Annotated in this window: 9 protein-coding genes; 5 read left to right on the forward strand and 4 right to left on the reverse strand. The window is 59.8% G+C overall.

The window, feature by feature from the left end:
• Positions 1 to 72: 72 nt before the first annotated feature.
• Positions 73 to 957 carry a hypothetical protein gene (locus ACT6Q8_RS03870; protein WP_444734028.1) on the reverse strand — a complete coding sequence of 295 codons (885 nt, stop codon included), beginning with the start codon at positions 955 to 957 and terminating at the stop codon, positions 73 to 75.
• A gap of 125 nt (positions 958 to 1082) precedes the next feature.
• On the opposite strand from ACT6Q8_RS03870, the gene ACT6Q8_RS03875 reads away from it, so the two are divergent.
• Positions 1083 to 2093: a LacI family DNA-binding transcriptional regulator gene (locus tag ACT6Q8_RS03875; RefSeq protein WP_444734029.1), complete on the forward strand. Its 1011-nt coding sequence runs from the start codon at positions 1083 to 1085 to the stop codon at positions 2091 to 2093.
• Between the two features lie 111 nt (positions 2094 to 2204).
• Here ACT6Q8_RS03875 and ACT6Q8_RS03880 read toward each other — a convergent pair whose 3' ends face one another.
• From ACT6Q8_RS03880 to ACT6Q8_RS03890, 3 genes are all read right to left on the reverse strand, one after another.
• Complete coding sequence (locus ACT6Q8_RS03880) at positions 2205 to 3797, reverse strand: sodium:solute symporter (protein ID WP_444734030.1); 1593 nt, start codon at positions 3795 to 3797, stop codon at positions 2205 to 2207.
• Positions 3798 to 4065: 268 nt separating this feature from the next.
• Entirely contained in the window at positions 4066 to 4743 is a 678-nt protein-coding gene (locus ACT6Q8_RS03885; protein WP_444734031.1) for a hypothetical protein, read from the reverse strand.
• Entirely contained in the window at positions 4743 to 5807 is a 1065-nt protein-coding gene (locus ACT6Q8_RS03890; RefSeq protein ID WP_444734032.1) for a ParA family protein, read from the reverse strand. Before ACT6Q8_RS03890 ends, ACT6Q8_RS03885 begins: the two co-directional genes overlap by 1 nt.
• Before the next feature lie 275 nt (positions 5808 to 6082).
• On the opposite strand from ACT6Q8_RS03890, the gene ACT6Q8_RS03895 reads away from it, so the two are divergent.
• From ACT6Q8_RS03895 to ACT6Q8_RS03910, 4 genes are all read left to right on the forward strand, one after another.
• A complete protein-coding gene (locus ACT6Q8_RS03895) occupies positions 6083 to 8149 on the forward strand; it encodes a di-heme-cytochrome C peroxidase (RefSeq protein WP_444734033.1) in 2067 nt (688 codons plus the stop codon).
• 15 nt (positions 8150 to 8164) lie between these two features.
• On the forward strand, positions 8165 to 9301 hold the full coding sequence (locus ACT6Q8_RS03900; protein WP_444734034.1) for a catalase family protein: 1137 nt from the start codon (positions 8165 to 8167) through the stop codon (positions 9299 to 9301).
• Between the two features lie 246 nt (positions 9302 to 9547).
• Positions 9548 to 12016: a TonB-dependent receptor domain-containing protein gene (locus ACT6Q8_RS03905; protein WP_444734035.1), complete on the forward strand. Its 2469-nt coding sequence runs from the start codon at positions 9548 to 9550 to the stop codon at positions 12014 to 12016.
• A gap of 107 nt (positions 12017 to 12123) precedes the next feature.
• On the forward strand, positions 12124 to 13938 hold the full coding sequence (locus ACT6Q8_RS03910) for an alpha-amylase family glycosyl hydrolase (protein WP_444734036.1): 1815 nt from the start codon (positions 12124 to 12126) through the stop codon (positions 13936 to 13938).
• The last annotated feature ends 3 nt before the right edge of the window (positions 13939 to 13941 follow it).

The raw sequence follows: 13941 nt of genomic DNA on the forward strand, positions 1-13941 counted from the left end.
ACTGCTAACGGATTTCGAACTTGAGAGCAGCCGAAGGATGCGGTCAGGCGTGATAGCAGACGGAGATTTCCGTCATTTCTGACATCTGAGAGTAGCAGCATAGACCCGCCAACCGGCGACAGAGGCCTCTCGCTCCCGATCCGATCCACCATTCTGGATTGATCCGAAGCTCTCGCCGGTGATCTGGTTAAGGATGGCGTCAAGCGCATCGACAACTTGATCAGGGCCGTAATGACGCATGCCTTCAAATGCGTTCTTGGCGTGATTGACCAAGGATATTGAATGGGTCAGCAGCGGTTGACGGTTGTCCATTTGAGCGATGATGGCCGGCACGGCTGGATATCCGAGCGCTTCCAACTGGTCGAAGACGCGTTGTTGTTCCGCGCCGCTGACATGTCCGAGGTGCACGATCAGTGCCCGTACTTCTTCAAAGTGGGGGAGCGTGGTGTCTGCGCGCCATAAGCGTAGGATTTCAGCCTGGCGTAGAATTTCGGCCTTTATCTCGCCGATGGACTGTTCCGTTACCGGTCTCAAGGCGTCAGGCGTGTAACCGGCGAAATAAAGACCGCGTGGCCCTTCATCCACTTGGGTTAGAAACATGATCGTTGGTAAACCTGAAAGCCCGAGGACAGCATCATTCGACGGTTTGTAGGGCGTGTGCTTTGGATCAAAGCGTATAAGTGGCTCCGTCAGATTTTCACCTTTCATGAGGTGGTCGATCTTTGCTGGAATTTCTATCCAGTTCGGTGACGGCTTGCCTGCTTCCGCGATAAACTGTTGCCGGTCGATCTGCATACGGCCTGTCAGGATGAAATCTGATCCGGCGACAAGCTTGGCTAGGTGGAGGTCGGGCGGACAGGACGCGTCGGTGGAAGGTGCAGCGTCAGGCGCCGATACCAGCAGGCCGGCAACCAAGCAAAGTATGTAACCGGCGGATTTGCGGGCAATGACTGTCATTCCATGAACATGCCACATCCGAACCGCCCCCGCCATCTCTGAAGGGCTGTCAGCAGGGATTGGCGCTTGGCCGCCGCCTCTGCTAGCTTGGCCGCCGGTTGGCTTTAAGCGCAGGGCAGTGGGGCATGGCGGCACCGATCAAGATGGCGGACATTGCCCGGATGGCGGGCGTGTCGGTTTCCACGGTTTCCCGCGCGCTGGCCGGCAGCACCCTGGTGCCGCAGGCCAAGCGTGAGGAGATTCTGGCGCTCGCGCAGGAGCAGGGCTATGTCATCAATGAACAGGCCCGCAATCTGCGCCTGAAGAAGACCCGCACCATCGGTGTCGTCATCCCGCTGGGCCATGAGGTGGGGCAGCTGATTTCCGACCCGTTCTTCATCGAGCTGCTGGGACGGCTGGCCGATGAGATCACGGCGCGCGATTACAATGTGCTGCTGACCAAGGTGGCGCGGCCGGAGCCGGGGTGGCAGGACCGGCTGATCCAGTCGCAGAAGGCCGACGGCCTGATCGTCATCGGGCAGAGCGATCAGCATGAGGCGTTGAACGCGGTGGCCCGCACCTATCTGCCGCTGGTCGTCTGGGGCGCGCATCTGCCCAGCCAGCTTTACTGTTCGGTCGGGTCCGACAATATCGGCGGCGCGCGGCTGGCGGTGGAGCATCTGGTGCAGAAGGGAAGGCGGCGTATCGCCTTTCTGGGCGTGCCCGACCTGCCGGAGGTGGGGTTGCGCTATGACGGCTATCGCCGCGCCCTGGCCGCCGCCGGCATTGCGGAGGACCCGGCCCTGCTGGCGCCCGCGCATTTCACCGTCGATACCGCCTATGACACGGTGCGCGGGTTGATCGACAGCAAGGTGCCGTTCGATGCCATCTTTGCCGTGTCGGACGTGATCGCCATCGCGGCCATCAAGGCGCTGAACGCCGCCGGCCTGCGCGTGCCCGACGATGTGGCCGTGGTCGGGTTCGACGATATCACCATCGCCGCCTATGTCAGCCCGGCCCTGACCAGCGTGCGCCAGGATCTGGCGCGCGGGGCCAAGGTGATGATCGACCTGCTGTTCCGCCGGATGGAGGGGGAGAATACCCCCTCCGCTACCATGCCGGCGGAACTGGTTATCAGGAAGTCGTGCGGGAGTTAGCTTTCGTTCCTCACGCGCCGGCGCCGCATCCGCGGCTTGGCTTACGCGGCATGTGCCGCGCGGCGGCGGTCGCCGCCGGTGGGGCTTCCGGCAAACCGGAAGCCCCCCTGTTTACCGGAACACCCACACAATCACCGCCGTCAGGGCCAGCAGCGCCACCGCCTGTACGCGGTAATTCTGCCACAGGGGCTGACCAGCCAAGGACCGGGTTTCGGCGTCGAAATCTGCGCGGGTCCACATCAGGGTTTCGGTCTTTTCAAGGCTCGGCGGCGGGGTGATCAGGCTGGCGATGATGACGGCAGCCAGCGAGCAGGCGAACAGCAGGGTCGCGGCCAGCAGGAAATGCAGCTGGATCGAACCCGACACCTGGATGCCGTAGAACAGGTAGCCACCTACCAGCAGGCCCACCACCACACCGGCCCGCGCGCCGGCGACATTGGCGCGACGCCAGAAGATGCCGGCCAGGAACAGCGCGACCACGGGCGGCACGGCATAGGCCAGGACGGCCTGCAAATATTGCCACAGCGTGTCGGTCATCGTCTCCACCACCGGCACCCAGGCCACCGACAGCACCATGAAGCACAGCGTCGTGATGCGGCCGATGCGGACCAGCGACGCCTGTGACACGTCGGGCCGGAACCGGCGCACGAAATCCATGGTGACCAGGGTGGAGGCGGAATTAAACGTGCTGGCAATCGACGACATGATGGCGGCCAGGAAGCCGGCCACAACAATGCCGATGATGCCGACGGGCAGCAGGTCGAAGATCAAGGTGGGATAGACCAGATCCGGGCGTTCCAGATTGGGATACATCAGGATGGCGGCAGAACCCGGCAGCACCATCAAGAACAGCACCGGCAGTTTCAGCAGGCCCGCAAACAGGCTGCCCCAGCGGCCATGGTTCAGGTCTTTGGCGGACAGAACCCGCTGCACCATGAACTGGTTGGTGCACCAGAAATAAAGCCCGATCAGCGGCACGCCGGTGATCAGCCCGGTCCAGGGCAGGGACGGGTCGTCGGCGGGGCGGATCAGGCTCATCTTCTGCGCCTCCACCCCGGCCATCACGGCATCCCAGCCGCCGGCCTTGTCAAAGGCGAAGACGGCCACGAACACCGACGCCCCGCACAGGATCACAGCCTGCACCACCTCTGTCACCAGCACGGCCTTCAACCCGCCCGCCGCCGTATAGGCACCCGCCGCCAGGGCCAGCAGGCCCGCGATCTGCCACAGCGGCACGTCGGGGAAGATCAGCTTGAACATCAAGGCCCCGCCAAACAGCGTGCCCGCCGTATCCACCACGATGTTCAGGAAGATGGTCAGGCCGGAGAAATAGAGCCGGATGGAGCCGTCGAACCGTCGTTCCAGGAATTCCGGCATCGTGTAGACCTGACTGCGCAGGATGACGGGCAGCAGGAACAGGCAGAAAAAGACCAGCACGACACTGGCCATCCATTCATAATTATAGACGGCAATGCCCGTGGCATAGGCCGCCCCCGCCAACCCGATCAGGGTGGTGGAGGAAATGTTGGACGCCAGCAGCGCCAGCCCGATGGTGGGCCAGGTCGAACTGCGCGCCGCCAGGAAATAATCCGTGGCCGTGCGCGATTGCCGCGAGGCGTAAAGCCCCAGTGCGACAATCGCCACCAGATACAGCCCGATAATCCCCGCATCCAGCGTTGAGAGCTGGCCAAACCCGTCACTCATGCACGCATCCTCCCCGGATCGACTTATAGGGGCGTTCGCCCGATGTTGAGGGGATCATACGCTGGGTTTTGGGGTTTTGCAAACGATTGCAAAAAATATTAATTGAAGTTGCAATTTAATGCATAAGTAATTATTTTTAGTATCTAATCTTGGACATTAAATATTTTTATAATACGCCTCATTAATTTATTAAATTATCTGGAGAGGGTGCGCTAAAATTAATAAAATAATAGCGCACCTGTCCGATCTTTTGAAGTAAAATCACCATCTATCCTTGCTCATCACTTTCAATGTCTATTGTATTGTCTAATTCTGGAAGTGGGGTTGAAATAACAATAGGTAATTGCCGGCCAATTTCAAGCATAAATGATATTGTAAACTCCGTGTCAGATTTATATATAGGCCACAATGAGATGCCAGATAACATGGGATTAACATCTGCTTCATGAGCGATCTGATTGCGTCGTTTCCAAATACTTTTCAGTTGACCTTTAACATCGACGGGGCTTCTTTGTTCAGAAGTAGGTTTGCCTAGATTCATGTTCGTACATATGCTCATCCAAGGCTTCTCGCAGTAACAGGCCAACATCTCAGCAAGCTTAGCGGGGTCAACAAAAGCCTTGTAAGAGTTAGACTGCCTAATCTGCGCTTCAGCAGTAGAAACTCTCTCTTCGATATTAGCTATTGTCATGACTTCCATGGGCAGTGCAATATTTCTAGTTCGCACTCCTGTTGAGAATCGATGTTTTGCCTCTATTGCAGCTAACTCGTGTGCAAAAAAATCAAACGAGCTCACCGCCTGAAAATATGCCGACCTCAAAGCATCATCATTCGCAGGGTCGCCTCGCCTTATTGCTGAAAGCGCATCATACAGGCTTATCATTTGCCGAGCACGGTCCATAGCGTGCTCGAAGGTGGCTATCGCTTCGTTAAATCTTGTAGTCATCAGAATTTATCCGTTAATGCGATGAGCTTACGAGCGCCAGCTTCAAAGCCCCGGCGAACGTCATTGATCTTCACGCGATAGGTATCAGCGACATTACCTGTGTATGTGGTGTCAGTACTAAGATCTATTGCAAACACAGGTTTAGCAATTTCTTGGGCGGTGGCAATAAGTCCGTCAAGAGCGCCAATTTCCATTAGGAACTGGTCTAATGGTGCGTTAGCTTCCTGATAATCCTCCTCTCGAAGTAACATATTTGAATTTTTCAGGGATAATAAAAGATCATTCTTCTTGGCTTCTTTTAAACGTTCAAACCACTTCTGAAAAGCATACGTCGGCTTAGCTTCCTCATTGTTTCTCGCTCTTTTTCGAAAATTCTGTACTGAAGACCCGATGTACTTCGGTATTACATCCGGGAATGGGTAGTCGGCTGACCTTAAGATAGCATTATTGGCAGCTTTTTTCCCCCACTCGGCCCACTTAGGAAGAGTGCGTGCAAGCGACCTCAAAGCCATGGCTGAGAATAGGTCTGGTGCCATGGGTATAATAAATGCATGGCTAGTCATAAAGAGATTCTGATTAATTGCACCTAAACTTGGACTCATATCAATTAATGCAAAATCAATATCATTATGTTCTCCTGTTTTTTTGATCGCGTGGTGAAGTGCACCGGGAATGTTTTGTAATGCAGATAAGGTATTGCTCAGCTCATGTGCGACTGCTAATTGGCTTTCGTACTCTGACAAACCAACATGTCCTGGCAGTAAATAGAGACCGTCCTGTTTTGTAGATTTAAAAATTTCTGAGGCTTGTATCATATAAGGTCTTGATTCAAAAGCTGGCCTTACTGCATCGCGGATATTTCTTGGCTTTTGGGGGGATTGGCTCTCGAAAGGATAGTCTTCGGCATCAATATCACCGAGAAAAACACCGGTTAAATTACACTGAGGATCGCAGTCAACGACCATAGTTCTTTTTCCTAGCATGGCGAGCATCCACGCTAAGTGAAACGTCATTGTGGTTTTTGCAACGCCGCCTTTATGATTAAAAATGGCTATCTGCTTCATGATTGCTCCATTCAGTCGTATAAAGTTTAGCTAAATTTCTTTGCTAAAAAATTCAAGCACTTTGTTCAATCTGTGTGCAAATTCTAGCGGTTCATGAGTCTAGCGGCTAATGAGAACGTTATACCTAACAGGAACTGGGTGCCAGGTTCGCTAGCTTTCTTCCGCTCAATTTCGCATATCCCCCACACCCATCCGCCATTGCCCAACTCCCCCGTTCATGCAATTCTGCGGCGAACTCAGGCCCTTCCGGGCCACGCATGCGACGGGGGAAGAGCATGGGGAAGGGTAAGGCACTGCTGACGGCGTTGCCGTTGCTGGCAGTCGGCTTGGGGCTGGCGGGGTGTGGGGCCGATAAGGGGTATGTGCAGGTGGGGAGCAATCCTGCCGGCAAGCTGCCCGTGCCGCAATGGACCTCCGTGCCGGACACGGGCAAGGTGGCGGAGCTGGCGCCCGGTTGGGATGGCTGGCCGGCCTGGTGGGGGGTGGATCAGGGTTGGTCGGCGGCGCAGCGCCGGGCCTTCTGGTTCACGCCGCAAGGGTCGTGGATGGTGCCCTATGGCTGGTTGGTCGTCGTGGAACAGGCCAATAGCCAGGATCGGTTTATTGCGCCGGCCAATATGGAGCGACTGGGCTATATCCCCGCGCAGAAGGATGTGTGGAACCCGGAGGCGCTGCCCATCGGGTTCACGGTGACGCCGGGGATGAAGGGGGCCGATGGCACGCCGGGCATGGCCTGGGCCGGGCCGAACTGTGCCGCCTGCCATACCAACAAGCTGGATTTCCAGGGCAAGTCGCTGATCATCGATGGCGCACCGTCGCTGGGCGATTTCTATCGCTTCAATGCGGAGCTGCTGGACGCGCTGCTGGTCACCTCCGAAACGCCGGAGAAGTTTGACCGGTTTGTCGCGAACCTGGTGTCCAAGGGATTCCTGCCTGCCGATACGAAGGAGGCGCGCAATGTTCTGAAAGGCCAGATGGCCGAACATCAGATGTGGCTGTCGGAATATCTGCGCCGGAACCTGTGCGGCAGCCATAATAGCAGGGAATGCCCCGTCGATGAACGGCCGGGTACCGATACCTATGGCGCCTATCAGGCCAAGAACGAGAATTTGAAGGCGGGTCTGCGCGCCCTGGCGCCCGAGGCGCGGGGGCAGGCCGACGCGGTGATCCGCGAGAAATATGTGCCGCTGCCCGGTAATGGCCGCATTGATGCTATCGGCGCGATTTTCAATCAGGTCTCCGGCTTTAATATTGCCGTCGATCAGGCCAATTACTCGCCATCCAACGCACCCGTCAGCTATCCGTTCCTGTGGGGGGCGCCGCAGTCGGACGTGGTGCAGTGGAACGGTTTTGCGCCCAACAAATCTGTGCTGGGGCTGGGCGTCGGCCCGCTGGCCCGCAATGTGGGTGAGGTGCTGGGCGTTTATGGCCGCATCCGCGTGACGGCCAAGGACCCGTCGCAATGGACCACGCCGGACGGCACGTTCGGCAACGTGCCGGGCAAGGACCCGCGCTTTGGCTATGCCTCCACGGTGCTGACCGACAATCTGGGCCATATTGAGAACTGGCTGTCCACCCTGCGCTCCCCCCCCTGGCCGGAAAGCATCCTGCCGGCGATTGACAAGGAACTGGCGGCCAAGGGGGCCAAGATCTATCGCGGGGAAACGCCCGATGGCGTGAACTGCGTCCTGTGCCATCAGGTCATCGCGCGCGACAAGCAGGGCAATGATTATCAGGCGACCCTGATCCAGACATCGGTGATCGGCACCGATCCGGGCATGGCCGACAATTTCCTGCTGCGCATGAACAAGGCCACGGGGCTGGCCTGGGAAAGCGGCAAGCTGGAAGGGCAGAAGCCGATCAGCCCGCTGCTGTTCTGGCAGAAGGCCTATGGCGACACGCTGGATAACCGGGGCGACGCGCTGACCACGCAGGTGGTGGGGGTGCTGACGTCAGATTTCAGCGAAACCATCGCCGCCGCCCGCCTGTCCAAGACCTATACCGGGTCGTTTGACGACAAGGCGGACCCGCGTTCGTATAAGGCGCGGCCACTGACGGGCATCTGGGCCACGGCACCCTATCTGCATAATGGTTCCGTCCCCAATCTGGCGGCCCTGCTGACCGACGAGACGAAGCGACCTACCAAGTTCCATGTCGGCAGCCGGGAGTTCGACCCGGTCCATGTCGGCTATCAGACGGGGCCGGACGCGAACCGCCCGACCTATGAATATGACACGGGCTTCCCCGGCAACCTGAATTCCGGCCATTCCGGCAAGCTTTATGGCACAGAGCTGTCGGATGCGGACAAGCAGGCGCTGATCGAATTCCTGAAGACGCTGTAAGGCCGGGGGACGCAGATGACCAAACGGTTGAAGGAGGGGTTGTGCCTGGCGGCGGCCGGCATGGCCCTGCTGTCGGGCTGTGCCGAACGCGGCGACGCCTACTACCGGCCCATCGATCCGGCCACATATCCCGCCGCCGATGGGCCGGGGGAGAAGCTGGCACCGGGGGAGGTGGATGCAGCCGCCCGTGTGGCCGCCATCATCTATGCCCATCTGGAGCGCATGTACGCCAATGTGCCGGTGCGCCGCGACGCGCACCCCAAGCCGCATGGCTGCGTCGCCGCCACCTTCACGGTGGGTGATGCGGTGCCGGCGGCGCTGCGCCACGGGCTGTTCGCCAGCCCCGGCGCCTATAACGCCATTATCCGCTATTCCAATTCCAACGAGAATCCCAACCGCCCTGACTATGACAAGGATGGGCGCGGCATGGCGGTGAAGGTGCTGGGCAGCAGTGAACAGCCGCTGCCCGGCACGCCGCTGGCGGTGGCGCCGGGGGCGGCGCCGTCGCAGGATTTCATCATGATCAATTTCCCCACCTTCCTGGTGGCGGAGCCGAAGGATTATGAAAAGCTGGTCGGCTATAATGACAGCCCCAGCAAACTGACACAGTGGCTGTTGCCGGTGCTGGTGCCCCTGTCCATCGGGTTGAAAGGCACGATCAACGCCGTGGATGCCACCAGCTCGCTGATCGATAACCCGCTCAATACCCGCTACTGGTCCATGGTGCCGTATCAGCTGGGCAGCGGGGCGGACGCGGTGGCCGTGAAATACTCCGCCATGCCGTGCGAGCCGAAGCCCGTGGTCATCCCAAAGACCAAGGACCCGAACTATCTGCGCGCCGCCATGGTGGAGACCCTGAAGACAGGCGGGGCCTGCATGCGCTTCATGGTACAGGTGCGGACCGGCGATATGAGCGTGGAGGACCCGCGCTATGAATGGTCGGAGACGGAAGCACCGTTCCAGGAGGTGGCGCGGATCGATATCCCGCAGCAGGATTTCAACACCGAACCGCAGAATGCAGCGTGTGAGGCCAGTTCCTACAACCCCTGGCACGCGCTGCCCGACCATAAGCCGCTGGGGGGCGTGAACCGCATGCGCAAGGCGATTTACGAGCGCATTTTTGACCTGCGTCGGGAGACGGCGGGGCGGTAGGTCTGCTGCGTCGCAAACGATTGTAACTTTATGGTTACAGGTCTGGCCGTCCCGCGCGCAGTCAAGGCTTTGAGATCAAGGGGTTTCCACAGGGGTGCACAATCAGCCGGACCAAGATCAGGCTGATTGTGCAAAATCAGACTTGCAAACGATTGCAGATGGCTTATTCTCATCCTCGAAGCAAATGGGAGCCGGATAACGGCGCCCGATATCTGGCCAAACTGGTCCCAGAGGGAGAGAACCCAAATGAAGTGCATTCTGATGCGTGCGTCCGCCATGGGCGCGGCGCTGACGGCGTTGAGCCTGTCGATGGCCCACGCCCAGGAAACCCAGGTCGCGCAGGCGGCCCAGGCAGAGGCACCGGCGCAGAGCGATGATCTGCAAATGGAAGAGATCGTGGTGACCGCTGTGGTCAGCCAGACCTCCAAGATGCGCAGTTCCGTCTCCGTTTCCGCCCTGTCAGCGGATGACCTGATGCAGTCCGCCCCGCGCAGCACGGCGGAGATTTTCCGCAATATCCCCGGTGTGCGCTCTGAATCCACGGGCGGCGAGGGCAATGCCAATATCGCGGTGCGCGGCCTGCCGGTGGCTGCCGGCGGTGCCAAGTTCCTGCAACTGCACGAAGACGGCCTGCCCGTCATGGAATTTGGCGACGTGGCCTTTGGTAATGCCGACATCTTCCTGCGCGCCGACAGCAATGTGGCGCGGGTCGAGGCGATCCGCGGTGGTTCGGCCAGCACGCTGGCCAGCAATTCGCCGGGTGGCGTCATCAACTTCATCTCCAAGACCGGCGACAAGGAAGGCGGCAGCTTCGCCGTGACGCGCGGCCTGGACTACGACACGACGCGCGGCGATTTTGAGTTCGGCGGCGCCATCGGCGACAATTGGACGGCCCATATCGGCGGCTTCTACCGCGAGGGCGAGGGTGTCCGGAACGCCAATTACAATGCGGAGAGCGGCGGCCAGATCAAGGCCAACCTGACCCGCAAGTTCGAGAACGGCTATGCGCGGGTCTATTTCAAGTATCTGAACGACCGCGCCATCGGCTATCTGCCGCAGCCGGTACTGGTCAGCGGGACCAACAGCGATCCCAAGATCCGCTCTATCAACAATTTCAGCCTGTTGACCGACAGCCTGCACACGCCCAACTTCCTGACCAATGTCGGGCTGGATGGCGACAATAATGTCCGCACCAGCAGCCTGAAGGACGGGATGCACCCGGTGTCCACGGCGGTGGGCGGGGAATTCAAGTTTGATCTGGCCGATGGCTGGGCGGTGTCCAACAAGCTGCGCGTGGCCGATACGTCGGGCCGCTTCGTCAGCCCGTTCCCGCAGGAAGTGATGGGCGCCCAGGCACTGGCGGTTGCCATCGGCGGTACGGGTGCCAGCTTGCGCAATACCGATGGGTCGTCCATCGGCACGCCCGCGGCGTTGAACGGCAATGGGCTGGCCACGCGGGTCGCGCTGTTCGATGTGGAGATCAATGATTTCTCCAATCTGGCCAACGACTTCAAGCTGACCAAGTCCATCATCAGCGGTGACAGCACCATCGACCTGACGGCCGGTTACTACAAGGCCCGCCAGAATATCGAGATGGACTGGCTGTGGAACACCTATGTCATGGACGTCAACGGCCGCGATGGACGGTTGCTGGATGTCTATAACGCTGCTGGGCAGAAGCTGACCAGCAATGGTCTGCTGGCCTATGGCGTGCCGCTGTGGGGCAATTGCTGCACCCGCCGCTATGACGCGCAATACACGATCGACGCGCCCTATGTGTCGGCGGCGTGGGAAATGGGGCAGTGGAACCTGGATGCTTCGTTGCGCCGGGATGAAGGGCAGGCGCGCGGCCATTATATCGCCAGCCGTCAGGCCCAGGTCGATGTCAATCGCGATGGCACCATCAATGTTCCGGAACGGTCGGTGTCGGTGATCGACAGCGCCAACCCGCAGAAGATCAGTTACGACTGGGGTTATTGGTCCTGGTCGGTGGGTGCCAATTATATGATTGATCCTGATCTGGCCGCCTTTGCCCGCGTCAGCCAGGGTGGCCGCGCCAATGCCGACCGTCTGCTGTTCGGCCGTCTGCGCGCTGACGGCTCTGTCGCCAAGCAGGATGCGGTCGATATGGTCGACCAGTATGAGGCCGGCCTGAAGTGGCGCGGGGAAGATGTCAGCGTCTTTGCCACCGCCTTCTATGCCAAGACCCAGGAACAGAATTTCGAGGCGACCAGCCAGCGCTTCTTTGACCGGACCTATACGGCCAAGGGTATCGAGCTGGAAGCCACCTACCGCTATGAGGGTTTCCTGCTGAGCGGTGGGGCCACCTGGACCGATGCAGAGATTTCTAAGGATGCGCTGACCCCGGCGGTCAAGGGCAATACGCCCCGTCGTCAGGCCAAGCTGATCTATCAGCTGACGCCGTCCTACAGCTATGAGGGCTATACGCTGGGCGCCAACATCATCGGCACCACGAAGTCCTATGCCCAGGACAATAACGAGTTGGTGATGCCCGGCTATGCCCAGGTGAACCTGTTCGCCGATGCCGCCATCACCGATGGCCTGTCGCTTTCCATCAATGTCAACAATCTGTTCAATGCCAAGGGCCTGACGGAAGCCGAAGAAGGCTCCATCACCAATGGCATCGACAACATCATCCGTGCCCGCTCCATCAACGGGCGTACCAGCACTGCCACGCTGAAATACAGCTTCTGATGTGGCGCACCCGGCCGGGGGACCTCCCCCTCCTTCCTTCCGGAACCCCGGCCGGGCTTTCTTTTCGTGATTATCGTTGAGCAATTTAAAAAAAACAGGTCCGTCCCATGTCCGCCTTTCCCCTGGCCCTTCCCAACGATGCCGATCTGTCCGCCCGCTTGTCTGCGCGGATAGGGCAGCATTGGCATCGGCTGCTGGCGGCCCTGCGTCCGCTTTACGGCGAAGGGGCGTGGGAGGGGGAGCTGGCGGCGCGCCTTCTGGGGGCCGCGATTGTCCGCCCGGCGGATCTGCGCGCACTGGATCAGGTGCGTGAAGCGTCGCCCGACTGGTTTCAGCAGCCGGAGATGGTGGGGTATTGCACCTATATCGACCGGTTCGGCGGCACCCTGGCCGGCACGCGCGAGAAGCTGAATGAGTTGTCGCGGCTGGGCGTGCGGTATTTTCATCCGCTACCCCTGCTGAAGCCGCGTGAAGGCGACAGTGACGGCGGTTTTGCCGTGGCTGATTTCCGGCAGGTGGACCCTAAGCTGGGCAGTATCGACGATTTACGCGCCTTGGCGTCCGACCTTCGGGCGCGGGGGATCAGCCTGTGCCTGGATATCGTCTGCAATCACACCGCAGACACCCATGACTGGGCGCTGGCCGCCAAGGCGGGCGACCCGAAATTCCGCGATTTCTATCATGTGGTGGAAAGTGCGGAGCAGGTGGCGGCGTATGAGGCGCATCTGGGGCAGGTGTTTCCGCAGACGGCACCGGGAAACTTCACCTTTGTGCCGGAGATGGGGGGCCATGTCTGGACCACCTTCTATCCGTTTCAGTGGGATTTGAACTACGCCAACCCGGCGGTGTTCATCGAGATGATGGACGTGCTGCTGTATCTGGCCAACCAGGGGGCGGAGGTCTTCCGCCTGGACAGCGCGCCGTTCCTGTGGAAACGCCAGGGCAGCGATTGCCGGGGACTACCGGAGACGCATCTGGTGGTGCGGGCCTGGCGCGCAGCGCTGGCCATTGTGGCCCCGGCGGTGGCGTTGAAGGCGGAGGCGATTGTCGGTCTGGCAGAGGTTTTGCCGTTCCTGGGTGAGCCGAAGCAGCCGGAATGCCATCTGGCCTATAACAACACCGCCATGACCTCCCTGTGGGCGGCACTGGCCACGGGCGATACGCGCCCGCTTTCGACCTGTTTGACCCAGGCGTTGGCCAAGCCGGTGGGGGCGGGGTGGCTCACCTATGTCCGCTGCCACGATGATATCATCTGGGGGGCGCTGAAGGGCGTGATCCCGGACGAGACGCTGGCCTGGATTTCGGATTTCTATGCCGGCGCTGTGCCCGGTTCCTTTGCCGATGGACAGGCGTTTCAGGCCGAACCCGGTGCCGTGCGCTCCACCAACGGCATGGCGGCGTCGCTGGTCGGCGTGAGGGACGGGGCCGACAATGCGGCGGCACTGGCACGGCTGCGGCTGCTGTATGGGGTGACCTTCGCGCTGGACGGTATTCCCGCCATCTATATGGGCGATGAACGCGCACTGACCAACGATACCGACTATGCGGCTGAACCCGACCATGATGATGGCCGCTGGCTGCATCGTCCCCGTATGGACTGGACCCGCGACGGCGGGCCGACCCACGCGGCCATTGCGCGGTTTGCACAATTGCGCCAGGGGCGGGCCTGTCTGCATGCCGGCAATCCGGCGCGTCCGTTGCTGACCGCTGATCCGGCACTGCTGGCATTTGAGCGAGCGGACAGGGGCGGGGATCGGCTGATCTGTCTGGGCTGGTTCAAGGGCGAGGGCATGGTCATGGACCTGTCGGGCCTGCTGGGGTCTGGTGACTGGCATGACCTGCTGGACGGGACGGATGTCAATGCGCAGTCTGTGGCGATGGCCCCCTGGGGCCTGCGCTGGCTGGTCGCCAAGAACGGTTAAGGG

The sequence above is a fragment of the Niveispirillum sp. genome, from assembly GCF_052437035.1.
GTDB lineage: Bacteria > Pseudomonadota > Alphaproteobacteria > Azospirillales > Azospirillaceae > Niveispirillum.